This window comes from Caballeronia sordidicola (assembly GCF_001544455.2).
In the GTDB taxonomy this organism is placed as follows: Bacteria; Pseudomonadota; Gammaproteobacteria; order Burkholderiales; family Burkholderiaceae; genus Caballeronia; species Caballeronia sordidicola.
Window position 1 is genome coordinate 493,197 of record NZ_FCOC02000003.1, and the last position, 23,476, is coordinate 516,672.

The window sequence follows — 23,476 nt, forward strand, 5'->3', positions numbered from 1 at the left end:
ACCCGGTTCAATAGCCGCCGCTGCTGCTCGAGCCCGATCCCGAGCCGCCGCCCGTGCCGTCGGTCTGGCATCCGGCGAGCGACATGGCGAGGGAGACGGTCAGGACGGCGAGCAGCATCGAGGCGATGCGTTTGATGTTCATGTGAATTCTCCAAGGGTTGATTAAAACGCGCTGCGTTCCGTGCGCGGCGCTTGAAGTCTTAACGGATGGAGATTTCGATTTATTCCGCGCAGGACTGGAAGAATCGAGCGGCTGGCGAATCGGGAAGCATCCGACGCGTGAGCCGAGTTTGCGGGTCTTGGATCTACCGAGGCAGATAACCCTTGAGCGTTTCGCGGAATTTCTGGATCAGCGGTTCCTTCGAACGCCCGCGCCTGAGGATCAATCCGAATGGCGCCTGGTAGCCAAACGCCGCGGGTTCGAGCGCCCGCAAGCGGCCGTTTTCGACCCAGGCCTGCGCATAATGCTCAGGCAAAAAGCCGATGAACGCGCCGGACAGAATCAGGATCAACTGTCCTTCCATGCTGTCGACCGTCGCCTCGCTGCGCTTGAAGCCGTGGCGTGCAAGCTCGGTCTGGCTCCAGTAAGCGCGGCCGACCATCCGCTGCTGGCTGATGGTTTCGTGCGGGATCTGCTGTTCGTTGAAAAGCGGATGTGTGTTGCTGCAATAAAGCCAATGCTGCTCGCGATAAAGCGCATGGTGAATCAGGCCGTTCATGCGCAGGTGGAACGCGCCGATCGCGAGATCGAGCCGGTTGCCAAGCACACTGAGTTGCAATTCGTAAGGGCTTTGCACATGCAGATGCAAATGCAGCGCGGGATGTTCGCGCGTGAATGCGCCGATTGCTTCGGACAGGGGCAACGCCTTGTCGCTGACGGTCGAATCCAGCACGCCCAACTTGATGCTGCCGCGCAACTCGCCGCGCAAGCCGGCGGCGTAACGCTCAAAACCATCGACTTCGCCCAGCAGCCGCAACGCTTCCTGATGAAACTCCTCGCCCTTGGGCGTCAGGCTGAATCCTCCGCGTCCGCGATGGCACAACACCACGCCGACCAGCGATTCCAGTTGGCTCATATAGGTACTGATTGCCGATGTGGAGAGATTCAGTTCCTGCTGCGCCGCGGCGAATCCCTGATGCCGCACCACGCAGGCAAAGATGCGCAGCAAGCGTGCTTCAGGCAGAACTGTGGCCACGACGAGCGCTCCTCTAAGACAACAAGAGGTGGACGTGCGCAGCAAGAAACCGTTAAGCAAGAAGGGCTGCGCACCGATACTTTAGAAATACCTGAACTAAATATTTCATGCCAGCACTTTGTTCGCGTGGCGCATGCCTTCAGAATCGGACGCAGACTATTCGATGAACGAATGCGAGGGATATGCCATGGAAAAGATCTTTCATCAGCCGCTGGGCGGTAACGAGATGCCGCGCTTTGGCGGTATTGCGACCATGCTGCGCTTGCCGCATCTGCAATCGGCAGAAGGACTGGACGCCGCCTTCATAGGCGTGCCGCTCGACATTGGCGCGTCGTTGCGCGCCGGCACACGGTTTGGCCCGCGCGGCATTCGCGCGGAGTCGGTGATGATCCGGCCTTACAACATGGCGACGGGCGCGGCGCCCTTCGATTCGCTGTCGGTGGCGGATATCGGCGACGTGCCCATCAACACGTTCAATCTGCTCGACGCGGTGCGGATCATCGAAGAGCATTACAACGGCATTCTCAAGCACGATGTCAAACCGCTCACGCTCGGCGGCGATCACACGATCACGCTGCCGATCCTGCGCGCCCTGCACCGCAAGCACGGCAAGATCGGGCTCGTGCACGTGGACGCCCATGCCGACGTCAACGACCATATGTTCGGCGAGAAGATTGCGCATGGCACGACGTTTCGCCGCGCGGTGGAAGAGGGTTTGCTCGATTGCGAGCGCGTGGTGCAGATCGGATTGCGGGCGCAGGGGTATACCGCCGACGATTTCAACTGGAGCCGCAGGCAAGGTTTCCGCGTCGTGCAGGCGGAAGAATGCTGGCATAAATCGCTGGACCCGCTGATGGCCGAAGTGCGGCGCAAGGTGGAAGGCGGGCCGGTGTATCTTAGTTTCGATATCGATGGCATCGATCCCGCCTGGGCACCCGGTACGGGCACGCCGGAAATCGGCGGCCTGACCACGATTCAAGGCATGGAAATCATTCGCGGCTGTCACGGGCTGGACCTGATCGGATGCGATCTGGTGGAAGTGTCGCCGCCTTACGATACGACCGGCAACACGTCATTGCTTGGCGCCAACCTGCTGTATGAAATGCTGTGCGTGCTGCCGGGCGTCATACGGCGTTAAGCTCGCGTTTCGATGCCCCAAAAAAGGACCTCACGATGCAGCCCGTCCCGACCTCTCTTTCCGCCGCCGAGCAAAAAGTTCGCGAGGACCTTGCCGCGCTGTATCGGCTGGTGGCGCACTTTCGCATGACCGACATGATCGACACGCACATCACCGCGCGCTTGCCCGTCATGCCCGGCAAGTCCGATGAAAAACCTGCGTTCCTGATCAACCGCTACGGCGTGCTGTTCCATGAAATGCGGGCGTCGGATCTGGTGAAGATCGATTATCAGGGCAAGGTTATCGATGACCGAGCGCGCGACATGCCGGAGCTTTTCCGGGTCAACGCGGCGGGATTCACCATTCACTCGGCGGTGCACATGGCGCGTCACGATCTGGCGTTTGTCGTGCACACGCATACGGCGGCGGGCACGGCCGTATCCGCGCAAGAGCACGGGCTCTTGCCCATCAGCCAGCATGCGCTGAAGTTCTACGGCAAGCTCGGTTACCACGACTACGAAGGCATCGCGCTCGATCTTGGCGAACGGGATCGTCTTGTAGCAGACCTGGGTCCGCATAAGGCGATGATCCTGCGCAACCATGGTCTGCTCGCGGGCGGCGCGACGGCCGCACACGCGTTCCATGAAATCTACTTTCTCGAGCGCGCGTGTCAGGCACAAGTGCAGGCCATGGCAGGCGGCGCGCAATTGCGTTTTCCGCCCGAACATGTGCGCGAGCTCACGGCGCGCCAGTTCGAATCCGAAGGGTCGGACGGCATCACGGAACTTGCATGGCAGGCGGCGCTGCGTCTTATCGCCGATACACAACCCGACTACCGTTCCTGACAACCGCCGCGAGATTCGCGTGACCTGGCTCGCGGTTATCAGCGAACCCTGTTGCCCTTTTCATCGATGATCCGTTCGCCGTCTTCCTTGGCGAACGGACCTTGCTGGGCGACCGAAAGAATCTCCAGCAGTTTTTCCGATGGCCGGCATAGCCGCGTGCCTTCCGGCGTCACCACGAACGGACGATTGATCAGAATGGGATGCGCGAGCATGGCGTCGAGCAATTGCTCGTCGGCAAGCGTTGCATCGGCGAGTTCGAGTTGCACGAACACCGCCTCCTTTTCACGAAGCGCGTCGCGAACGCCAAGCCCCGCGTCCTGAATCAACTTGATCAGTGTGCCGCGATCCGGCGGCGTCTTCAGATATTCGATTATGTTCGGCTCAATACCGGCGTTGCGAATCAGCGCGAGCGTATTGCGCGACGTTCCGCATGACGGGTTGTGGTAAATCGTGACGTCCATGGGTGTGTCTCCGGTATTGCCAGTAATAAAAATGAAAGCATGTGCATTGACGCTGCATACCACGATGCTATGACAATTTGCTCAAGTGAGAGGGGCGATTGCCGTTAAAGCATATGGGCCGACAACCTTATCCGGCTCCGGTTTGCGCGTTGCCATCCACATGCGCCGCCGCTTGAATAACGGTGTTGAGACAAGTGAGACATGAACATACTTTCTACGATCAAGGGGCGCCTCGGGATCGCCATGGCCTTTCTGGGCGTGTTGCTGGTGATAATCGGCGGCCTGGGCCTGTGGGGCATGAACCGCGGCAACGAGACCACGCGCGGCCTTTTCACCAACGAAATGCCCAGCGCGGTAGCGGCCGGCAATGCGGAGATGTTCACGGCGCGCGAGCGGCTGAGTTTCGACCGCGCGGCCTTGCTGGTTGGCAAGCCGGCTGCGGCGGAGACGGCGATCGGACGCGGCGCATTGATGCGCGATCGTGCGAACAAGGAATGGGCGCGTTACGCCGCACTGCCGCAGGGACCCGGCGAGCACGAGATGGCTGAGGCGTTCCAGGCGAAGCGGCTCGAACTTCAAAAGATGCTCGACGATGGTTATGCGAACGTGCGCGCGAACGACGCCGAAAAGATCGTTGCATCGGCGGAAGCCATGCAGGTCAAGTTCAACGAAATGGCGGCCATTGGCGAGTCGCTGCGCAAGTACCAGTTCGATTCTGCGAAGAGCGACTTCGAACTCTCGCAGCAGAAGTTCAGCGAATTCCAGACCATCAGCGTGGTGGCGATCATTATCGGGCTGATTGCCGCCGCGTTTTCGTGGCTGTCGTTGCGCCGCGCCATCGGACGTCCGCTTGACGAAGCGCTCGCTCAATTCGACGCTATCGCTTCCGGCGACCTGCGCCGCGAACTGGTCGTGACATCGCGTGACGAGATGGGCCAGTTGCTCACCGGCCTGGCGAAGATGCAGGCAAGCCTGATCGATACCGTGCGCACGGTGCGCTCGGGCAGCGAGTCGATTGCGTCGGCGACCAAGCAGATCGCGGCGGGCAATATCGATCTGTCGTCGCGCACGGAAGAGCAGGCGTCGGCGCTGCAGCAAACCGCGTCGAGCATGGACGAACTGACGGGGACGGTGAAGCAGAACGCGGAGAATGCGCGTCAGGCAAGTTCGCTCGCCGCGAATGCGTCGGAGATTGCGAACAAGGGCAGCACGGTGGTCTCGCAAGTCGTGGATACCATGGGCGACATCAACCAGAGTTCCACGAAGATCGCGGACATTATCACGATCATCGAAGGCATTGCGTTCCAGACCAACATCCTGGCGTTGAACGCAGCCGTGGAAGCCGCGCGGGCCGGCGAGCAGGGCCGGGGCTTCGCGGTCGTGGCCGCCGAGGTTCGCAGCCTGGCGCAGCGCTCGTCCGGGGCCGCCAAGGAGATCAAGGAACTGATCAACACGTCGGTGGCGCGCGTGCAGACGGGTACAACGCTGGTGGGCGACGCCGGCCGCACGATGTCCGAAATCATCGGCGCCGTGCAGCGTGTGACCGACATCATGGGCGAGATAGCAGCGGCATCGCACGAGCAAAGCAGCGGGATTGAGCAAGTCGCGCTGGCCGTGACGCAGATGGACGAAGTGACGCAGCAAAACGCGGCGCTGGTGGAGGAGGCGGCTGCTGCCGCGCAGTCGCTGGAAGATCAGGCGGGCGCGTTGAAAGCGGCGGTGGCGGTATTTCAGTTGAACGATGGTGGTGCGGAATTTGTGAAGCCCGCGGCGAAACCCGCTCGTGCAGCGGCGCTCGCGCAGACGACCCGCGCGGTTGCAAGCGAACGGCTTGCCCGGTTGAAAACGCCGCTCGTGGGCGTCGAGAAGGCGAAGCCCGTCGCATTGGCAGGCGCCGCCGACTGGGAAGCGTTTTAACGGGCAGGGCGCTGGTTGCGCTGCGCGCCTGAGCGCGCCGCTGCTGCAACAATGTTCAGCGGCGTTTCCCGGCACGCGTTGTCCCACACGTTCAGATATCGGAGCGACGCCATCTCTGGCTGAAGGTGCAGATGCTCGAACCAGCGCTTCACGAGCTTTTCTTTATCGTTGAGAACCGGCGCTAGCGCATCCGCGAAACACGCGGCCGCTTCCCTGAAGCCGAGGCGGTCGAGCACTGTCACCGCTTCGCGCCGCGTTGCGCTGTCCGGCAGAACATGTTCAATGAACGCCCAGTTCACCAGCGCGCCTTGCCGGCAATCGGCTTCGTGCGATGCAGTGACGGCGAGCGTGCCCCAAACCTGTTTTATCGCGCGCTCCCAATGTGCCAAGCGTTCAGGACGCCGACCCAATTCCTCGGGCACGATCACGAGATGCTCCATGCAGTTGTCGTGATACGTCACGGCCGAACTCACGCACGGATTCCATCGTACGTACGCTTTGTTGTCGACCAGAAGCGGGATTCCTTCGAGCAGGAAGCGGCGCACGTGAAACAGTTCGTGCAGCACGGAGCCATCCGGAAACCAGTCCGGGTCCGGGATGACAATGCGCGCGCCCGATTGATCCACTTCGCACTCCAGTCCGCCGGGTTCGTCGGCGGCGCGGCGCGGCAAGTGCTGGTTCACCTTCACGATGATCTCGAAGCCAAGCGCGTATTCAAGGTCTTCGGCCAGCGCGCGAACATCGGGGGCGAGACGGTTCAGATACGCTTTCTGCATGAGAATTGGGCCCGGTGCGTCGAGTGTTGTCTGGGCAAGCACCCGGAATGGACGCTGTAGAGACTGTACGCCCACGCGCGCCGTTTGAGCAGCCGTTGCGGCGCTCAGGTGCTCATGCAGCGAAACGCCAGGCTGATGCGCGGACCTGCGACTTCCGCCATCTTCGGGATGCCGTGATTGTGCGTGAATTGCGATGCATGACTCATCACGAGGACGCTGCCTGCGTGCAGATCCACATTGAGCGTGCGCCCTTTGCCCGATTTTGCGCGGACCGTCATGCGGCGCGTTGCGCCCAGCGAAAGAATGGCGATGGGCGCTTTCGGCACAAGTTCCTGGGTGTGATCGTTATGCGGCGCGACGCTGTCATTGCCATCGCGATACAGGTTCAGTCCCACGCTGTTGAACGCCGCGCCGGCCGCCACGCTGACCGCAGCCGCCGCCTCTTGCAGTGGCTCGGGCAAGTCCGCGGCTCCGAGCGAAAAATGCGCTGTCAGGCGCGGTACATCGACTTCGCGCTCGTACATCATGCGGCGCTGGTTGCTCCAGATCACGCCGCCGAGCACTTGCTCGAACCACGCTTGCGCCGTGGCGGCCGGGACCACATCCGGGAGATAGCGGATCCCGCACTCGGCGTCAGTGATGAGATCGAGCGGCGCGGGATCGAACAGATCGCTTTGATACACGATGTTTCCTCAGTCGGCGGCAAACGGCAGTTCGCCTTGAACGGGCGCCGGCCCGGCGATATACGACCCCGCCGGCACCAGCGCCGTCACGCGCACGCCCAGGAGCCGCAGGCGCCGGTCGAGCGGCACGCGCCGCAGGCATTCGGTGGCGGCGCGGCGGATTTCGGTGGCGTCGGCCGTGGGCGCGGGCACCGTCAGGTCGCGCGTGACCGTGCTGAAGTCGTTGTAGCGCAGCTTGATTCCGACCGTGCGCCCTTCGTAGCCCTTGCGCCGCAAGTCGTCCGCAACGCGCGTGCACAAATCCGTGAACGCCGCCGATAACGCGCTGCGATCCTGGCGCGGATGCAGGTCGCGCTCGAAGGTGGTTTCGCGGCTCATTGACTTCGGCTCGGAACTGACCACGACGGGCCGCTCGTCGACACCTTGCGCCACTTCCACGAGCCACGCCGAATAGCTGCGCCCGAACGTTGCCTGAAGCAGTTGCGGATCGGCGCGCGCGAGATCGCCGACGGTTTCTATGCCTATAGCCGCCAGCTTTTCGGTCGCCTTCGGCCCGATGCCGTTGACCTTGCGCACCGCCAGCGGCCAGATCCGCACCGGGATGTCGGCGGCGGTGAGAATGGTCAGGCCATCCGGCTTGTCCAGTTCGGAGCCGATTTTCGCCAGCAGCTTGTTCGGCGCGACGCTGATCGAACACGACAGGGCGGTCGCGTCGCGCACGGCCTGCTTGATGCGTGTGGCGATCTCCGCCGGATCTCCCGGCAGGGCGGTGAGATCGATATAAATCTCGTCGATACCGCGGTTCTCGATTTGCGTGGTGAACGTGGCGACGGCCGCCTTGAAAAGCCGCGAATAATGCCGATACGAGTCGAAATCGGTGGGCAGCAGGATGGCGTCCGGCGCGAGTTGCGCCGCTTTCATCATGCCCATGGCCGAGAACACGCCGAGCGCGCGCGCTTCGTAGGTCGAGGTCGTCACCACGCCCCGGCCGGCGTAATTGCGCAGCCTGACGAAACGGCGGGAGCCGTCTGGCAGGGTTTCGGGCGTGGCGTTCTTTCCGCCGCCGATTACCACGGGCTGGCCACGCAGTTCGGGATAGCGCAGGAGTTCGACCGACGCATAGAACGCGTCCATGTCGAGATGCGCAATACGGCGCGTGGTCATGGCGGCGCCCCGCGTGCACCGATTTTTCCGCCAGGATCGGACATGGCATCAATAACTGTATGGATGTACAGTATTTTACATCGAAAACTGGATTGCGCTAATCAGGGAGTAATGGCGTACCAATTGGCGCGGGTTTTGCGCCATGATCGTTCAACTTTCACACCTGTAGCGAGGCAAGCATGGTCGACACGTGGCTCTTCCAGATCAGGATCACCGCCTCACCCGAACTGGCCGGAACCGTGCGCGACGATCCGCAGCGCATGCCGCCGCAACTGGACGAGGTGCTGCGGCGGCATGGCGCCACCCTTGTATGCCAGTTCGATGCATTTGCCGGCTATGTGGCCGAGGCGGAAAAATCGGGCGCCGATAAGTATCCGCTGTACCAATGGACGCGGGACACGATTGAGAATCCCGAGAAAAAAGCCAGATATCTGCGCTCGTTCACGGCGTACGTCAACGGTGAGGATGTCTATGCCAGGGACATTGCAGACACGCTGCAATCGGAATTGTCGGCGCTCGCGGGCACGGTTGGCATAGAGCGCGTCGTCAAGTTCGACACCAATCCGGCGAACAATCCGCAGCCGCCCGCTACCGTTGAGCCGCATTCGCCGCGGCCCCGGGCGTCCATCGATAAACAATGATGCTCGACTCGTTGTAGTTATCCTTGGTGACGACGTACTCGCCGGTCGAGCGCAAATATGCCCGCAAGCCATACATGGAATCCACGTCGTTGCCCACGTCCACATTCCCGGGATTGCTGTTGGTGAACGTGATGTCGAGGCTGCCCGTCGCGAGATTGAATGCGTCGATGTTCGGCGCCGTGTGCACATATCCGACGAACAGATAATTGCCTGCGGCGGCGATCGATTTCGGATTGGCGCTCGTGAGATTGATCACCGGATTCGGCGCTGTTTGATTGCCCGCGCGCCAGCCGTGATACACCTCGACGCGCTTTCCTATGGACGTCCAGTCCGTGCTGCCGATAATGCCTTGCGCGAGGATCATGGTGTCGCTGCCAGCAAGATAGATGATCCGCGTCAGAGGCAGGATGGACCTCGGCGTGGCGTACGCGAAGCCGGGACCCCACGAGGGTTTGCCGTTGGCGTCGAATCCGGTCAGCGGATAGTAGTAAATGCGGTTTGTCCTGTCCGGACCCGCCCAGATGTTCGCGTTGCTGTCGAGGGAGAATCCGCCCGTGATCAGCGTGCTCGTGTTGAACAGCGCGCCCGGCAGTGATCCGTCCGGAATCGCGATGTAACCGTTGGCCGTATTGAAGTGATAGAAATTGAACACGCCCGGGTTCTGGCCGGCCGCGACCATCACGCGGTTCGCGCCGACCGTGGCGACTTGCGCGAAGTGCTGGCCGCGTTGGGTATCGTTGATGTCGATTCGCGGATCGGACGGAAAGTCGAACGGATTCACCGTGTTCGCAACGAACGTGCCTCCGGCAGTGCCGGTATAGACGTTGAAGCCGCCATAGAAGTACGCGCCGTCTGTGCCCGGGTCTGGCTCGCCGTTGCCTTCGAAGTTGAGCGACTGAAGTCTCCACCGAAGGATGCTTGAAGTGTCGTAGACGTAGATGTCCGTGTTGCCGTTGCGTGCGAGGTCCCAGGTACCGCCCCAGGGATTGCTGAGCACGTAGAGATTGCCGGCCGCGTCCTTGCCGATACCCACCACGCGCGTGAAACGCCGGTCGCCGACCTGCCCCTTGATGCCCGACGTGGTGTCGAGATAACCGCCCTGAATGCCGAACGTGCCGACCTGGGCGGGTGCGCCCGCGGTCTGGTAGAGCTTGATGTTCATGTCGGGCCCTTGATCGCCGACCATGAGCTGCCCGTTGGTGGCGTCGAAAAACAATGCGGACGGACGCGATGTAGCGGGCATCTGGATTGTGTTCAACGCAGCGCCGTCCGGACTGAATTCCACGATGGCGCCCGCATCTTTCTGCGCGACCCAGAGGTTGCCGGCGTTATCGAGGGCGAGCGCGCCGGGGCCTGTCACGTTGATGTCGCGTTGCCAGACGCCGTCGGTCGTGAAGACGCGCACACGATTTCCCGGAAAGTCGCTCGCGTAGAGCAGGGAACCGGCGGTGGCGAGTCCGGTGATGACATCGGCGCGCGTTTCGGTCGTGGTCGCGCTGACGGCGATTACAAAATCGCGGGTCTTGGTGGCGCGGTTGTATCGGCCCACGAGTCCGCTGCCCTTGTTCCTGTCGTATTGCATGGCGGCGAAGATCGAGGTTGCATTGCCCGTAATGGCGCTGCCCTGGAACTCGTTGTGAATGCCGATGGAACCCGCGCTCTTGCGGTTCTGGTAGATTGCGATTCCGCCTTCGTTTTCATCCCAGAGCGACGCCGTGTAGATGACGCCTTCGGGCGCTATCCACATCGAGCGGGCGCCGTTGCCCACGTAAGTGGAACTCGTTCCATACGTGTTTGCCAGCCAGTCCGTGGTGTATTGCGCCTGAATGGGACTTGCAATCGCAGCAAACAGCGCACTGGCTGCAAACAGATTGCGGATGCGTTTCATGACCATGAGCGATGTTCTCCGGGACGTGTCGGGTGGCGGGGGCAAAGGCGCGTAGTGCGCCCGGGTGCCTTGGGCGGCGTCTGGCGAAGGCGTTGTGATCGAGGCGAGTGATGCAGAAACCGCGATCACGCCATGGCTGATCGTACGGGGAAAATATTGGAAAGCGCCGCGGATAAAAATCAAAAATAAATGGCGCGGCTTTATTTGAGGCTATCGGCGCGAGGGAATACAGGAAATCTTTCCATTTGCAGAGCCGATGCAGGTAATTAGGTAACACTTATCAGGTAATACTTAGTCAACCTAATTGCGATCGTATGACTGGATGCTTACGAAGCAAACATCGTTGCCGGTACGAACACAAAGCCTTCCATCAACCGGCGCGCGCTTCGGCTCATGATGGCTTTTGTCACGACCCAGTCATTGTTTATCTGCACGGTTTCAGCGCCGACCGCAAGGCTGCCCGACGGATGCCCAAAGCGAACCGCACCTTTTGAATCTGGCACGAGCCGGTTGACTAGCGTACCGGGAATCGCAGCCGCGACGGCTATGGCGACTGCGCCCGTTCCGGTCATTGCGTGGTGAAGCTTGCCCATCGAAAAAATGCGCGCGTTGATATCGAGCGTTGCGGCTTTGACCTGCTTGCCGCTCGACGCCACGTAATCGCTCGGCTTGGCAACGAACGCGAGCTTGGGCGTATGCGGCCTCGACTGCGTGGCTTCGTCAGGCGTTTTCGCGAGACCCATCCGGACCGCCGCATGCGCGCGAATCGCTTCGGCCTTTTGAAGCAACGCGCTGTTGCCGTTCACGTCTCGCTGCAACTCGGCTCCGTTGAGCTGCAGGCTCGCTGCATCGATGAAAATGGCCGGGTTGCCGGCGTTGATCATCGTCATCTCGACCGGCCCGACGCCCGGCACTTCCAGCACGTCCAGTGCGTTTCCGGTCGGGAACATGCCGCCATTCGAATGCTCGCTGTCGCCCGCCGGGTCCAGAAATTCGATCCGGATTTCCGCCGCTGGAAAAGCGACGCCATCGAGTTCGAAATCGCCTTCTTCCATTACTTCGCCGTCCCGCATGGGGACGTGGGCGATGATCCTCGCGTTGATGTTGGCTTGCCAGATCCGGATGATGGCGAGTCCGTCGCGCGGGGCGTCGACGAGACCCTGCGCGATGGCAAAAGGACCGACCGCCGAGGTCAGGTTGCCGCAATTGCCGGACCAGTCGATCACGGGTTTATCGATGGCGACCTGCCCGAAACGATAGTCCACGTCGCAATCGCCGCGCGACGACGGCCCGATGATCACGACCTTGCTTGTGCTGGAGGTGGCGCCGCCCATGCCGTCGATATGCTGGGCGTAGGGATCGGGGCTGCCGATCACGCGCATGAGGATGCGCTCGCGCAAGGCCGCGTCTTCAGGCAGCCAGTCGTGACGAAAAAATACGCCTTTGCTCGTGCCGCCACGCATGTAGACAGCGGGGATTTTTGTTTGCGCCAAGATGAGTCTCCGGTAAGCGGGATGCAGTGCGTGCCCTTACGCTTATTTTGAAGCCTTAATTGTTTTCATGTTCTCACGCCGCGACTTCCTGTCCTCGCGGAACAACCGAACTCAGCCACTCCGACAGCGCCACGAATGGCTCGTCATGCGCAATTTCATCGGGCGCAACGAGGTAATAGCCGGATTCGCCAGTCATCGGTTTATCGAGCGGCACGACCAGCCTTCCCGACGACAATTCGTCCGCGAGCAGGATTTCCGGCAACAACGCCACGCCCAAGCCAGCTTGCGCCGCGCTCGTGAGCATGGTGAACAGTTCGTAACGTGCGCCACGCACCGCGCGCACGTCGTGTTCAAGCCCGTTCAGGCGAAACCATGTGCGCCACGCGTCCGGTCTCGTCGATAAATGCAGCAGCGGCAATTCAGTCAGTTGATCGAGCGATACCGGTGCGGCGGCCGGCAGCAATGACGGATTGCACACAGGCACGACCTTGCCTTCGCGAAACAGCAGCTTGCCTTGCGTGCCGGGCCATACGGAGTCGCCAAAGTACAGCGCGGCGTCGAACGGAGAATCGCTGAAGAGAAACGGTTCGGTACGGATCGACAGGTTCACCGTGATATCCGGGCGCCGCGCGCGAAATTGCGGCAGACGCGGAATCAGCCATTGGCTCGCGAGCGTCGGAACCACCGCAATTTCAAGAATCCGCCCGACACCGCGCTGCGCCATCAGTTCGAGTGTGTCACGTTCGATCCGGTCGAGATTCTTGCGCACGAGCGCCGCGTACTGCCGCCCGTGCGTGGTCAGCACAATGCGCTTCTTGATCCGCAGGAACAAGGCGACGCCCAACCGGCTCTCCAGCGACGCCACTTGCCTGCACACCGCGCTCTGCGTAAGTGAAAGTTCGTTGGCGGCGCGCGTGAAGCTCTCGTGGCGCGCGGCTGCCTCGAAAATCTGCAACGCGACCAGGTTGGGGATGCCCTTTCTCATGTTTTTTTAGTTGCCTCACTAAGGCGATAAAAAGCCCAGTTAGTGCGTTTTTGGAACCAAGTCATGAGTTTATATCAATTGCATGGCTTTTTGACGCGGCTCAGAATCGACCGCTATTGATCGCGCACCGCGCCCGATCAAGCTTTGAGGCATGTGCATTGCCCGACCAGCAGGAACTCCAGAAAATGAATCCGAACCTCGCCGCATTGCTCGCCACTGTTGTTCCCGAAGCGGAAATTGCCGGGTTAGTGCAATTGATGAACTTGCCCGCTGCAATCAACATTTTCACACCGGGAGCGGTTACGCGGGCTGAACTGGCGCAGGCAATGAACATGGCGCTGTTCGCCGGCTTGCTCGAGCGTGTGCCGAGTGGCCGTGCCTACACGGCCGACTTGCAGCACACCCAAACGCGCGTGCAGTTCGACCACGGCGCGCTGCGCACGGTGCGGTGGAGCGAATCTGGCGCGTTGCCGCCCGGAGAAGCCGCGTTCACGCGAATTCTGCGGCCGCTCGGCTTCGTCCTGAACGGCACGTATCCGCTCGATCGGATCAAGATGACGGGGCGTTCGTACAAGCACCTCGATGCTCCTGATGACATCGCCCAGTATTTCGTCAGCGAACTGCACCCGGAGCGTTTCAGCCCGGAATTCCAGCAGGCGGTGACACGCGTGATCGGCGCAAGCGTGGACCCGCTGACACCGCAAGCGGTGGCGTCGCTAGCGGAACTCGAGCGCGATGGCGCGCTGCCGCTCGCCATGGCGTGCGAGTTGTTGCCGGTCATCGTGCGTTGTTTCGAGCGCCAGCACGCGGTTGCGCATCTTGCCGACTATGAGATGCTGCGCGCGGAATCGGCGGAAATGGCGTGGATCGCGACCGAAGGCAACGCGTTCAATCACGCAACGGACCGCGTGGACGACGTCTTCGCGGTTGCCGATGCCCAGCGCGCGCTCGGCCGTCCGATCAAGGATTCGGTGGAAGTCTCGAAGTCGGGCCGCGTGCGCCAGACGGCGTTCCGCGCGGATCCGGTGCGCCGTTCTTTTATCGATGCAACCGGCGCCCGGATCGAGCGCGACGTGCCCGGTTCCTTCTATGAATTCATCAGCCGCGATACGGTTCTGGACGATGCGACCGGCCGCAGCGTGCTCGATCTCGGTTTCGATGCCGGCAACGCGACCGGCATCTTCAAGATGACGGCGGCGGCGTGACGGCGAGCCTGAATCCGGACGCGAACTCCACACCCGATCCTTGCGATTTCACGGAGCCGTTCAAGTCGCCGCGAGGTTCGGCGATCCGCGAGCTGTTCAAGTATCTTAGCCGGCCGGGAATGATTTCGTTCGCGGGCGGATATCCCTCGAAGGATCTGTTCGACCGCGCGGGAATCGGGCACGCGATGGACGCGGCGTATCGCTCGGACCCGGTTGCATGTCTGCAATATGGCGACACCGCCGGCGCACCCGCCTTGCGCCGCGCGATCGTGCGTTTGATGAACGAACGCGGCGTGAATCGCGAAATCGACGATCTGATTGTGACCACAGGCTCGCAGCAAGGGCTCGATTTGTTGATCAAGATACTCGTTGCACCGGGCGACGCGGTGCTGATCGAAGAGCCGGCGTATCCGGCAGCGATCCAGGCACTGCGTCTCGCCGGCGCGCAATTGATCGCGGTGCGCACGGACGTGCACGGTATCGACGTCGATGCGCTTAGCGAACAACTCGAAGCGCTCGATCCCGTCGCGCGCCCGAAGCTGCTCTACACCGTTCCGACCTTCGCGAACCCGACTGGCGCGACGTTGACCACTGCGCGCCGCGAGGCGCTCGCCCGGCTTGCGATGCGGTTTCGCTTCGTGCTGGTCGAAGACGATCCCTACGGCGAACTGCGGTTTTCCGGCGAGCCGGTCAAGCCGGTCATCGCACTCGCCGATACCATTCCCGGCGCGAGCGACTGGGTCGTGTATTTCGGCAGTCTTTCGAAGATCGTTGCGCCCGGCTTGCGCATTGGCTGGTCGATTGCGCCGCCTGCCATCACGCGCCGCATGCTGATTGCCAAGCAGACGAGCGATCTCTGCACGTCGCCGCTCGCACAGGAAACGGCGCGGTTTTATCTGGAAAGCGGAAGGCTGGCGGAGCATGTGCCGGTTATCGTGCAGGCTTATAAAAAGCGCTACGAGGCGCTGTCGAGCGCGTTGCGCCAGTTTGTTCCCGATGACATCGAGCACGTCGTGCCGCAAGGCGGCATGTTCGTGTGGGCGCGGCTGAAGGGCGGACGCAACGCCGCCGAGCTTCTCAAGCGCGCAATCGAGCAGAACGTGATCTACGTGCCGGGTCCGGCCTTTTACGTGCATCGCGCCGATGCATCCAGCATGCGCCTGTCGTTTGCCGCCGCAACGGGCGAGGCTGAAGTGTTCGAGGGCGTGCGCCGCCTCAAACTCGCGCTGGCAAGCCGCTGACCATTTGCGTCTCGCCATATGAACGGAAACGCGTTCTAATTGGGTGAGGCTTAAGCACTGGATCAAACCGGTTTAACCGTATTTAGCAGGTTTTTCTGGCCTTGAAACTCTGTGCCATTGTGTATGTATCGACATGCTGGCGCAGGTTTCAAAAGGGCATTGACGCGGTGGCGACACGCCGCGCGCAACGCCCGCCGCAGCAACCCGACTTGGAGAGGAAGTGATGGAACTGAACGATATTTTCGGCGCGCTCGGCGTGGACCTAGGCCAATGGAAGGGCGACGCCCTCGTGGCGCGCTCGCCGCTAGACGGTGCAACGCTCGCCAAGCTCGCTGTCGACAACCCCGGTAGTGCCGCCCGCAAGATCGACGCAGCCCACGCGGCGTTTCTCAAGTGGCGAACCGTGCCCGCGCCGCAGCGCGGCGAACTCGTGCGCGTGTTCGGCAACGTGCTGCGTGAGCACAAGGCGGCGTTGGGCAGTCTCGTCACGCTGGAAGCCGGCAAGATCACGTCAGAGGGCCTGGGCGAAGTGCAGGAAATGATCGATATCTGCGACTTCGCCGTGGGCCTGTCGCGGCAACTTTACGGCCTGACCATCGCGTCCGAGCGCCCGGGGCACCGGATGATGGAAACATGGCATCCGCTTGGCGTGGTCGGCGTGATCTCGGCGTTCAACTTCCCGGTTGCCGTGTGGTCGTGGAACGCGGCGCTGGCGTTTGTCTGCGGCGATTCGGTGGTCTGGAAACCATCGGAGAAAACGCCGCTGACGGCGATCGCATGTCATGCGCTTTTCGAAAAAGCCCTCCGCGAATTCGATAAAACCCACCCCGGCGTTGCACCTGAAGGCCTGAGCCAGTTGTTGATCGGCGAGCGGGATATCGGCCAGGCGCTGACCGAGTCTGCGAAGGTGCCGCTCGTCAGCGCGACCGGCAGCGTGCGCATGGGCATGGAAGTGGCGCAAGTGCTGGCGAAGCGCCTGGGCCGCAGCATCCTGGAACTTGGCGGCAATAACGCGGTGATCGTGGCGCCCAGCGCCGACCTGGATCTCGTCGTGCGCGGCGTGACGTTCTCGGCGGTCGGCACGGCAGGCCAGCGTTGCACGACGCTGCGTCGTCTGGTGGTTCACAGCAGCGTGGTCGACACGTTGTTGCCGCGTCTGGAGAAAGCGTTTGCGTCGGTGAAGGTGGGCAGTCCGCTGGAAAGCGATACGCTCGTGGGTCCGCTGATCGACCGTGCCGCATTCGATGCAATGCAAAAAGCGCTGCGCGATGCACGTGAGCAAGGCGGCGACGTGAAGGGCGGCGAGCGCGTGGAAGTGGGCGACCACGCCGATGCGTATTACGTGCGTCCGGCGTTCGTGCGCATGCCGGCGCAGACGGCGGTGGTCGAACGCGAGACGTTTGCGCCGATCCTTTACGTGATGACCTACGACGACTTCGCCGATGCGCTGCAGTTGCAGAACGGCGTGCCACAGGGTTTGTCGTCGGCGATCTTCACCAACGACATTCGGGAAGCCGAACAATTCATGTCGGCGGCGGGCAGCGATTGCGGCATCGTGAACGTGAACATTGGCACGAGCGGCGCGGAAATTGGCGGCGCGTTCGGCGGTGAAAAAGAAACGGGCGGCGGCCGCGAATCGGGTTCCGATGCGTGGAAAAGCTACATGCGCCGCGCGACCAACACGATCAACTACAGCCGCGAATTGCCGCTGGCGCAAGGCGTCAGGTTCGACGTCTGATCACTCCAGTTTGGCGGCAAGCGCTTCGGACATTGCATCGGCGAGCGGCTGTTCGCCGTTGCTCCGCAATCCGTCTATGGCGCCCTGAAGATCGCGCCGCTCCTTGTTCTGGCTCAGCTTCGATTTGCCGACAAGCCGCGTAATCCCGATTTCGATACCCACGATCGCCTGCAGCATCGCATCGATATAATCGCGCGCCGAATCGCCCATTTTCCAGGGCTTTTCCTCGCCGGCTTCATGCACTTTCGTGAGCCGCCCGACGAGTCCGCGAAGGAACTTCTCGTCGTCGCGGATCGTGATCGTTCCGTGGGCATGCACTACCTGATAATTCCAGGTGGGCACCTGCCGATGCGCTTCGTGTTTGCTCGGATACCAGTTCGGCGAAATATAGTGCTCGGGTCCGCGAAAAATCACCAGCACTTCGGCGCCGTCCGTCACATCGTTCCATACCGGATTCGCCCGCGCGACATGCGCCCGCAGCACGCCGTGACCGCCCGCCGACGTATCCAGTTCAAAGGGCACATGATTGGCGTCGAGGCCATTCGGCCCATGGGTCACGAGCGCGGCAAGCGGGTACTCATTCATCAACCGATGAAGCGCTTCAACGCGATCTTCGGCAAAGTGGGCGGGTAAATACATTCGGGCTCCTGTTTCCGTAGCGGCTTGAATCGGCTCCAGATGCAATCCAGAAGCCGATCACCCATGATGCGCCAATTATGGAAAGCGGAAAAAGAGCCAATTTCGAAAAATTCACCAAGCCACTTTGTCCGGGTGCGAGCGCTCACTCCTGCGAATTGATCACCACCTTCGTTACCGCATGGTCCTGCAAGCCCCATTTCGTCAGGATCTTCTTGTAGGTGCCATCGGCGAGCAGTTTGCCGAATGCTTGCGTCATGGCGTCGCTCAACGCGGCGTTGTCCTTCGCCATGCCGATGGCCGTGTATTGCAGGAGGAACGGCTGCCCGATGGGCGCGTATGCATCTTTTTCCAGCGTGTTCTGATATGGCAAGGTCTCGCCGCCTTGCACCGCGGCGTCGAGGCGTCCTTGACGCAGTTGCAGGCGGGCATCGGCTGAACCGTCCGTGCCTACTACCACGATCGCCGGCTTGCCGGCTTTCACGCAATGCTCGTCGCTCCAATGTTTCGTGTCGTCGGGAAACGACGTGCGCCGGCTCGATCCCACGCGTTTGCCGCATACCGCGTCCATTTGCGCGTACTCGCCGCCACGCGCCTTCAACGTATAGAACTGCGGCCCGGTCTTGATGTAATCGAGAAAGTTCACCGACTCGCGCCGCGCCGGCAAGTCGGTCATGCCCGACAGGATTGCGTCCACGCGATGCGTGGTGAGCGCGCTCATCATCTGGTCGAAACTGGTTTCTTCCCACTTCAGCTTAACGCCCATTTTGGCGGCGAGCGCCTGGCCGAGGTCGACGTCGAAGCCGGTCAGTTCGTCGGTGGCGGGGTCCTTGTATTCGAACGGCGGATAGTTCGGGACGATCGCGGCGGTGAGCGTGCCTTTGCCGCCTACGGGCGTCTGCGCGTGTGCAAACGGCGCAGTCAACGTCACGGCCAGCGTCATGGCCCCGAACATGAAACAGCCAACGGTGCGCCTGAACAAGGAGTCGATCATGAGTAGTCGCCTGAGCTAGGGATTGAGTTTGAGGTTGAACTGCGTTGCTCGCGTGCTCTTCCTGTCAGGAAAGCACGGCCGAAATAAAGTCCTGCGTGCGCTGCTGTTGCGGTTGGGACAGCACCTGTTCCGGCGTGCCCGTTTCCACGATCCTGCCCTGATCCATGAAGACCACGCGGTTCGCCACTTCCCGCGCGAAGCCGAGTTCGTGCGTAACGACGATCATCGTCATGCCGCTTTTGGCGAGGTCCCGCATCACGCTCAGCACTTCTCCCACGAGTTCGGGATCGAGCGCGGAAGTGGGTTCGTCGAAGAGCATGAGTTGTGGATGCATCGCCAACGCCCGCGCAATGGCCACGCGCTGCTGCTGGCCGCCCGACAATTCGACCGGAAACGCATCGCACTTGTGGCCGAGGCCAACGCGCGTCAGCAGCGCGCGCGCTTCTTCAATTGCCTCGGTTTTCTTCTTCTTCAGCACCTGGACCGGCCCTTCGATCACGTTCTCCAGCGCGGTCATGTGCGGAAACAGGTTGAAGCGCTGGAACACCATGCCGGTCGCAAGCCGCTGTCGCGCCATCTGCTTTTCCGACAGCGGATAGAGCTTGTTCTCCACGCGCCGGTATCCAACCAGTTCGCCGTTCACCCACAACGCGCCGCCGCTGATGGTTTCAAGCTGGTTGATGCAGCGCAGGAACGTGCTCTTGCCAGAACCCGACGGCCCGATGATGCAAAGCACTTCACCCTGCTCGACATCGAGATGAACGCCGTGCAGCGCCTGGAATTCGCCATAGGACTTGCGCAGATCGACGGCTTTGACCAAAGGGTTCATGACTGTGTGGGTTCCCGTGTTCGGTTGCGTCATTGCTTGGCGGAAGCACGGCCGGCGCCGCGCGCAAAACGGATTTCCACGCGCGATTGCAGCATGGAAAGCACGGTGACGATCACGAGATACCAGACGCCCGCGACCATCAGCAACTCGATCACCCGTGCGTTTGCGTAGTAGATGTTCTCCGCGTTGTGCAGCATTTCGGCGTACTGGATCACGCTTGCGAGCGACGTTAGTTTAGCCATGCCAATCAATTCGTTTCCAATGGGCGGCACGATCACGCGCATGGCCTGCGGCAGGATGATGCGGCGCAGCGCCTGCAATCTCGGCATGCCAATGGACTTCGCGGCCTCGTACTGGCCGGTATCGACGGAAAGCAGACCCGCGCGCACGACTTCCGACGTATACGCCCCCTGGTTGATACCAAGCCCGAGCAATGCGGCGAGGAACGGCGTCATGATGTCGACGGTGCGAAATTCGATCAATCCGGGAATGCCCACGACTGGAAACACCAGCGCCAGGTTGAACCACAACAGCAACTGCAGGATCACGGGCGTGCCGCGAAAGAGCCACACATAGGCATGCGCGACACCGCGCAGCACCGGGTTGGTCGAGAGACGCATGATCGCCACGATCACGCCGAGCACAATGCCAAGCGCCATCGCAAGGACGGTCATGACGATGGTATTGACGAGGCCGGTCAGGATCGACTTGGCCGTGAGGAAGCGCGCCACGACCGCCCATTCGATTTGCCCGCGCGCAAACGCCACGACGATATACCCGACTATCGCGAGGATCACGGCGGACGCCAGGTAGCGCCCGTAATAACGTCGCGGAACGTGCTCGAAATGCGAGATATCGGCGAAGGCGCCAGCGCTATCCTGCGCGGTGCGGCTACTCGATGAACGGTCGTTTGAGGCACTCAGCATGAAGGTCCCTTGTAGTCGGCCGCCCAGGCTGCCTGTTTGTCGATAGCACCGCGCAGCCGCGCAATCTGCTCCTTCACGCGAATGGGCGCCGTGCCGCCATGACCGCTGCGCGCTGCAACCGCGGCGTCGAGCGTCACGTGATCGAGCACGCTGGCTTCCAGCCGTGCATCGACTTGAGCAAGCGTCGCGACCGATACGTCGCCCAGTTCAATGCCTTGCTGCTCGCACGCGCGCACCAGTGCGCCGGTGATCTCGTGCGCCTCGCTGAATGGCACGCCGCGCAGCGCGAGCCAGTCGGCCACTTCCGTTGCAAGCGTAAACCCGAGCGGCGCCTGCCGCCGCATTTCGTCCACGTTCACGCGCATGGTGCGGATCATACCGGCCATGGCGGGCAGCACGAGTTCAAGTGTATCGATACTGTCGAACGCCGCGATCTTGTCTTCCGCCAGATCGCGGTTGTACGCGAGCGGCAACGACTTGAGCGTCGCAAGCAAACCGCTCAGGTTTCCTATCAAACGGCCCGCCTTGCCGCGCGTCAGTTCCGCGATATCCGAGTTCTTTTTCTGCGGCATGATCGAACTGCCGGTCGCGTAGCCGTCGTCGAGTTCGACCCAGCGGAACTGGCGCGATGTCCACAGGATCACCTCTTCCGAGAGCCGTGAAAGATTCACCGACAACATGCTCAGGATGAACGTGAATTCGGCGACGTGATCGCGCGATGCAACGGCGTCGATCGAGTTTTCGCACGGGCCGTCATAGCCGAGTTCGGCGGCCGACAGATCGGCGCGCAAGCAGATTGCGGAGCCCGCCAACGCCGCCGCGCCTAGTGGCGAGCGCGCCGTGCGCCGGTCCCAGTCGACCAGACGGTCCACGTCGCGATAGATCGACTGCGCGTGTGCAAGCAATTGATGCGCGAACACAATCGGCTGTGCCGGCTGCAAATGCGTGAAGCCTGCCGTGACGGTTTCCACGTGCGCTTCGGCCTGGGCAATCAGCGCATCCTGCAATTCGTTCACCGACACCGCGAGTTTCCGCGCCTTGTCCCGAAGATACAGACGCAGGTCGTTCGCGGCCTGGTCGTTGCGCGATCGTCCCGCGCGCAGTTTTCCGCCGACCGCCTTCAGGCGCTGAGTCAACTCGCGTTCAAGGAACGTGTGGACGTCTTCATCGGCGAGGATGGGTGGGAGTTTTCCCGCCAGAAACTCCTTCTCTATCTGATCCATCGTGTTGAGCAACTGCTCAAGCTCGGCGGCGTTCAGGATTCCCGCGCGTTCCAGTTCGTTCGCGTGGGCGCGCGAGCCGGCCAGATCGTAGGGCGCAAGGCGAAAGAAGCTCGGGTCCGAGCGCGAAAGATTTTCCAGCGCCAGCGACGGTCCTGATTTGAAGCGGCCGCCCCAGAGGCGTTCGGTTGCTGCGGTCGTGTTCATGCGTTTTGCCTGAATGTGGTCGAGTCTGAGTGGATGCGTCCAAGGATTACGTCCAGCTTAAACATACAAATTTTCTGCTTGTACAGAGAATTTAATTCGCTTCCAATCAAATTTTTCTCAGCATCTCCGGACTTCCCATGCGCCATAGATTGCCGCCGCTCAACCCGTTACGCGCCTTCGAAGCGACGGCCCGCCATGGCACGGTCGCGTCCGCCGCCGACGAACTCAATGTCACCGCGAGCGCCGTCAGTCATCAGGTGCGGGTGCTGGAAAGCACGCTGGGCGTGGCATTGTTCGTCCGGTCGAAGGCGCGCGTAAAGTTGACGCCTGCGGGAGAAGCGTTGCTCCAGCCGGTCAAGGCCGCGTTCGACATGATCGCAACCGCCGTGGTCAGGCTCGATTCCCCGGCAATTGCGGGCGATCTGGTGGTATCGGCGCCGCTGCTGTTCACCTCGCGCTGGCTTGCACGGCATATCGGCGACTTCCTGGAGCACTTTCCAGCGGTCAACCTCAAGGTGATTCCATCGAATGACGACAAGGAAATCTATTCCTCCGATGTCGACCTTTGCATGCGTTACGGCGAAGGCCGCTGGCGGGATCGTGACGTAAAGCTGATCACACATCCGGTCTTGTTCCCGGTCGTGAGTCCTGCCTTGATGAATGGTCCGCGCGCGTTGCGCACGGTGCAGGACCTGGCGAACCGGACCTTGTTCTGCGAGCACGCCAGTTCATGGATGCGCTGGCTCGCCGAAGCCTCCGCGGACAAGCTGGCGGGACTGCGCATTCTGGAGATCGGCATTGCGCACGTGGGAATCGAGGCGGCGGTGCGCGGGCAGGGCGTGGCGCTCGGCGACAGCGTTTCAGTTCGCGACGATCTCGCCGACGGCACCCTTATCCGCCCGTTTCGTATCTCCGTGCCGTCGAAATACGCGTACTACTGGGTGTGTAGAAACGAACTGGTGGAGTCGCCTCTGGTGGCCGCCTTCATGACGTGGGTGAATGAAAAACTCCGTTAGCTGGTGACGCCGTGTGGGAGCGTACGCGGGTAAATCCCTATCAGGAACTCGTTTTTAATGTCGATTTGGTCAAGGTCCGAGGCGTACGCTGAATTTATTGTTTTCCTAAAGCTACATCACGCTGCATCAGAAATTTCTGACAATTCTGCCATTTTGGCGCCATGTAGGTGTTGGTACGTTGCCGCTAAGATGCGGGCGTCGGTGGTTTGTTACTTCCGGCGGTTACGCTCGCCGCCAGGCTCGCCACGTGCGCTGGTCTCCGGCACCGGCCGGTGATTTTTCTTTCCCGCTTTTTTGA

General features: G+C 61.5%; 22 protein-coding genes. 8 read left to right on the forward strand and 14 right to left on the reverse strand.

What is annotated here, in order from left to right; all coding sequences use genetic code 11:
• Positions 1-7: 7 nt before the first annotated feature.
• Complete coding sequence (locus tag AWB64_RS32515; protein ID WP_279616251.1) at positions 8-142, reverse strand: hypothetical protein; 135 nt, start codon at positions 140-142, stop codon at positions 8-10.
• A gap of 163 nt (positions 143-305) precedes the next feature.
• Positions 306-1,196: a LysR family transcriptional regulator gene (locus AWB64_RS08545; RefSeq protein ID WP_060818249.1), complete on the reverse strand. Its 891-nt coding sequence runs from the start codon at positions 1,194-1,196 to the stop codon at positions 306-308.
• Between the two features lie 187 nt (positions 1,197-1,383).
• On the opposite strand from AWB64_RS08545, the gene speB reads away from it, so the two are divergent.
• Together speB and AWB64_RS08555 are read left to right on the forward strand one after the other, a co-directional pair.
• On the forward strand, positions 1,384-2,334 hold the full coding sequence (speB, locus tag AWB64_RS08550) for an agmatinase (RefSeq protein ID WP_060818426.1): 951 nt from the start codon (positions 1,384-1,386) through the stop codon (positions 2,332-2,334).
• A 35-nt stretch (positions 2,335-2,369) separates the two neighbouring features.
• On the forward strand, positions 2,370-3,158 hold the full coding sequence (locus tag AWB64_RS08555; protein WP_060818250.1) for a class II aldolase/adducin family protein: 789 nt from the start codon (positions 2,370-2,372) through the stop codon (positions 3,156-3,158).
• A 38-nt stretch (positions 3,159-3,196) separates the two neighbouring features.
• On the opposite strand, the gene arsC is transcribed toward AWB64_RS08555, so the two are convergent.
• Positions 3,197-3,619: an arsenate reductase (glutaredoxin) gene (gene arsC, locus AWB64_RS08560; protein WP_060818251.1), complete on the reverse strand. Its 423-nt coding sequence runs from the start codon at positions 3,617-3,619 to the stop codon at positions 3,197-3,199.
• A 201-nt stretch (positions 3,620-3,820) separates the two neighbouring features.
• Here arsC and AWB64_RS08565 point away from each other — a divergent pair, with 201 nt between their 5' ends.
• Positions 3,821-5,536, forward strand: a complete 1,716-nt coding sequence (locus AWB64_RS08565; RefSeq protein ID WP_075643258.1) for a methyl-accepting chemotaxis protein — start codon at positions 3,821-3,823, stop codon at positions 5,534-5,536.
• On the opposite strand, the gene AWB64_RS08570 is transcribed toward AWB64_RS08565, so the two are convergent.
• From AWB64_RS08570 to dinB, 3 genes are all read right to left on the reverse strand, one after another.
• Complete coding sequence (locus AWB64_RS08570) at positions 5,533-6,312, reverse strand: hypothetical protein (protein ID WP_060818252.1); 780 nt, start codon at positions 6,310-6,312, stop codon at positions 5,533-5,535. The two genes, AWB64_RS08565 and AWB64_RS08570, sit on opposite strands and share 4 nt — an antisense overlap.
• A gap of 104 nt (positions 6,313-6,416) precedes the next feature.
• On the reverse strand, positions 6,417-6,995 hold the full coding sequence (locus AWB64_RS08575; protein ID WP_341845205.1) for an alpha-ketoglutarate-dependent dioxygenase AlkB: 579 nt from the start codon (positions 6,993-6,995) through the stop codon (positions 6,417-6,419).
• 9 nt (positions 6,996-7,004) lie between these two features.
• The gene (gene dinB / locus AWB64_RS08580; protein WP_060818254.1) at positions 7,005-8,159 is read right to left on the reverse strand and encodes a DNA polymerase IV; all 1,155 of its coding nucleotides are present in this window, start codon (positions 8,157-8,159) and stop codon (positions 7,005-7,007) included.
• A 179-nt stretch (positions 8,160-8,338) separates the two neighbouring features.
• On the opposite strand from dinB, the gene AWB64_RS08585 reads away from it, so the two are divergent.
• On the forward strand, positions 8,339-8,800 hold the full coding sequence (locus AWB64_RS08585) for a hypothetical protein (protein WP_060818255.1): 462 nt from the start codon (positions 8,339-8,341) through the stop codon (positions 8,798-8,800).
• Here the strand turns inward: AWB64_RS08585 and AWB64_RS08590 are convergent.
• From AWB64_RS08590 to AWB64_RS08600, 3 genes are all read right to left on the reverse strand, one after another.
• Positions 8,748-10,694, reverse strand: coding sequence for an SMP-30/gluconolactonase/LRE family protein (locus AWB64_RS08590; protein WP_060818256.1), 1,947 nt, complete (start codon positions 10,692-10,694; stop codon positions 8,748-8,750). The genes AWB64_RS08585 and AWB64_RS08590 overlap by 53 nt on opposite strands.
• 320 nt (positions 10,695-11,014) lie before the next feature.
• The gene (prpF, locus tag AWB64_RS08595; protein ID WP_060818257.1) at positions 11,015-12,181 is read right to left on the reverse strand and encodes a 2-methylaconitate cis-trans isomerase PrpF; all 1,167 of its coding nucleotides are present in this window, start codon (positions 12,179-12,181) and stop codon (positions 11,015-11,017) included.
• 73 nt (positions 12,182-12,254) lie between these two features.
• On the reverse strand, positions 12,255-13,166 hold the full coding sequence (locus AWB64_RS08600) for a LysR substrate-binding domain-containing protein (protein WP_060818258.1): 912 nt from the start codon (positions 13,164-13,166) through the stop codon (positions 12,255-12,257).
• A 257-nt stretch (positions 13,167-13,423) separates the two neighbouring features.
• Between AWB64_RS08600 and AWB64_RS08605 the strand changes: the two genes are divergently transcribed.
• From AWB64_RS08605 to amaB, 3 genes are all read left to right on the forward strand, one after another.
• Positions 13,424-14,371, forward strand: a complete 948-nt coding sequence (locus AWB64_RS08605) for a DUF1338 domain-containing protein (RefSeq protein ID WP_374728609.1) — start codon at positions 13,424-13,426, stop codon at positions 14,369-14,371.
• Positions 14,368-15,612: an aminotransferase-like domain-containing protein gene (locus AWB64_RS08610; protein ID WP_244163992.1), complete on the forward strand. Its 1,245-nt coding sequence runs from the start codon at positions 14,368-14,370 to the stop codon at positions 15,610-15,612. The genes AWB64_RS08605 and AWB64_RS08610 overlap by 4 nt, the downstream gene beginning before the upstream one ends.
• A 223-nt stretch (positions 15,613-15,835) precedes the next feature.
• Positions 15,836-17,350, forward strand: coding sequence for an L-piperidine-6-carboxylate dehydrogenase (gene amaB / locus AWB64_RS08615; protein WP_060818260.1), 1,515 nt, complete (start codon positions 15,836-15,838; stop codon positions 17,348-17,350).
• Here amaB and AWB64_RS08620 read toward each other — a convergent pair whose 3' ends face one another.
• The 5 genes from AWB64_RS08620 to argH all read right to left on the reverse strand — a co-directional run bounded on the left by AWB64_RS08620 (position 17,351) and on the right by argH (position 22,162).
• The gene (locus AWB64_RS08620) at positions 17,351-17,989 is read right to left on the reverse strand and encodes an FMN-binding negative transcriptional regulator (RefSeq protein WP_060818261.1); all 639 of its coding nucleotides are present in this window, start codon (positions 17,987-17,989) and stop codon (positions 17,351-17,353) included.
• Positions 17,990-18,131: 142 nt separating this feature from the next.
• Positions 18,132-18,980: an ABC transporter substrate-binding protein gene (locus AWB64_RS08625; RefSeq protein WP_060818262.1), complete on the reverse strand. Its 849-nt coding sequence runs from the start codon at positions 18,978-18,980 to the stop codon at positions 18,132-18,134.
• Between the two features lie 64 nt (positions 18,981-19,044).
• Positions 19,045-19,809: an amino acid ABC transporter ATP-binding protein gene (locus AWB64_RS08630; protein WP_060818263.1), complete on the reverse strand. Its 765-nt coding sequence runs from the start codon at positions 19,807-19,809 to the stop codon at positions 19,045-19,047.
• 29 nt (positions 19,810-19,838) lie between these two features.
• Positions 19,839-20,735 carry an amino acid ABC transporter permease gene (locus tag AWB64_RS08635; protein ID WP_060818264.1) on the reverse strand — a complete coding sequence of 299 codons (897 nt, stop codon included), beginning with the start codon at positions 20,733-20,735 and terminating at the stop codon, positions 19,839-19,841.
• Positions 20,729-22,162, reverse strand: coding sequence for an argininosuccinate lyase (argH, locus tag AWB64_RS08640; protein ID WP_060818265.1), 1,434 nt, complete (start codon positions 22,160-22,162; stop codon positions 20,729-20,731). The genes AWB64_RS08635 and argH overlap by 7 nt, the downstream gene beginning before the upstream one ends.
• 137 nt (positions 22,163-22,299) lie before the next feature.
• Here argH and AWB64_RS08645 point away from each other — a divergent pair, with 137 nt between their 5' ends.
• Positions 22,300-23,178, forward strand: coding sequence for a LysR substrate-binding domain-containing protein (locus AWB64_RS08645; RefSeq protein ID WP_060818266.1), 879 nt, complete (start codon positions 22,300-22,302; stop codon positions 23,176-23,178).
• Positions 23,179-23,476: the final 298 nt, after the last annotated feature.

Excerpts from the sequence above, each read along its gene's own strand:
- AWB64_RS32515 (WP_279616251.1), bottom strand. The coding sequence starts at position 142 with ATGAACATCAAACGCATCGCCTCGATGCTGCTCGCCGTCCTGACCGTC.
- speB (WP_060818426.1), top strand. The coding sequence starts at position 1,384 with ATGGAAAAGATCTTTCATCAGCCGCTGGGCGGTAACGAGATGCCGCGC.
- AWB64_RS08555 (WP_060818250.1), top strand. The coding sequence starts at position 2,370 with ATGCAGCCCGTCCCGACCTCTCTTTCCGCCGCCGAGCAAAAAGTTCGC.
- arsC (WP_060818251.1), bottom strand. The coding sequence starts at position 3,619 with ATGGACGTCACGATTTACCACAACCCGTCATGCGGAACGTCGCGCAAT.
- AWB64_RS08565 (WP_075643258.1), top strand. The coding sequence starts at position 3,821 with ATGAACATACTTTCTACGATCAAGGGGCGCCTCGGGATCGCCATGGCC.
- AWB64_RS08570 (WP_060818252.1), bottom strand. The coding sequence starts at position 6,312 with ATGCAGAAAGCGTATCTGAACCGTCTCGCCCCCGATGTTCGCGCGCTG.
- dinB (WP_060818254.1), bottom strand. The coding sequence starts at position 8,159 with ATGACCACGCGCCGTATTGCGCATCTCGACATGGACGCGTTCTATGCG.
- AWB64_RS08585 (WP_060818255.1), top strand. The coding sequence starts at position 8,339 with ATGGTCGACACGTGGCTCTTCCAGATCAGGATCACCGCCTCACCCGAA.
- AWB64_RS08590 (WP_060818256.1), bottom strand. The coding sequence starts at position 10,694 with ATGGTCATGAAACGCATCCGCAATCTGTTTGCAGCCAGTGCGCTGTTT.
- AWB64_RS08600 (WP_060818258.1), bottom strand. The coding sequence starts at position 13,166 with ATGAGAAAGGGCATCCCCAACCTGGTCGCGTTGCAGATTTTCGAGGCA.
- AWB64_RS08605 (WP_374728609.1), top strand. The coding sequence starts at position 13,424 with ATGAACTTGCCCGCTGCAATCAACATTTTCACACCGGGAGCGGTTACG.
- amaB (WP_060818260.1), top strand. The coding sequence starts at position 15,836 with ATGGAACTGAACGATATTTTCGGCGCGCTCGGCGTGGACCTAGGCCAA.
- AWB64_RS08620 (WP_060818261.1), bottom strand. The coding sequence starts at position 17,989 with ATGTATTTACCCGCCCACTTTGCCGAAGATCGCGTTGAAGCGCTTCAT.
- AWB64_RS08625 (WP_060818262.1), bottom strand. The coding sequence starts at position 18,980 with ATGATCGACTCCTTGTTCAGGCGCACCGTTGGCTGTTTCATGTTCGGG.
- AWB64_RS08630 (WP_060818263.1), bottom strand. The coding sequence starts at position 19,809 with ATGAACCCTTTGGTCAAAGCCGTCGATCTGCGCAAGTCCTATGGCGAA.
- AWB64_RS08635 (WP_060818264.1), bottom strand. The coding sequence starts at position 20,735 with ATGCTGAGTGCCTCAAACGACCGTTCATCGAGTAGCCGCACCGCGCAG.
- argH (WP_060818265.1), bottom strand. The coding sequence starts at position 22,162 with ATGAACACGACCGCAGCAACCGAACGCCTCTGGGGCGGCCGCTTCAAA.
- AWB64_RS08645 (WP_060818266.1), top strand. The coding sequence starts at position 22,300 with ATGCGCCATAGATTGCCGCCGCTCAACCCGTTACGCGCCTTCGAAGCG.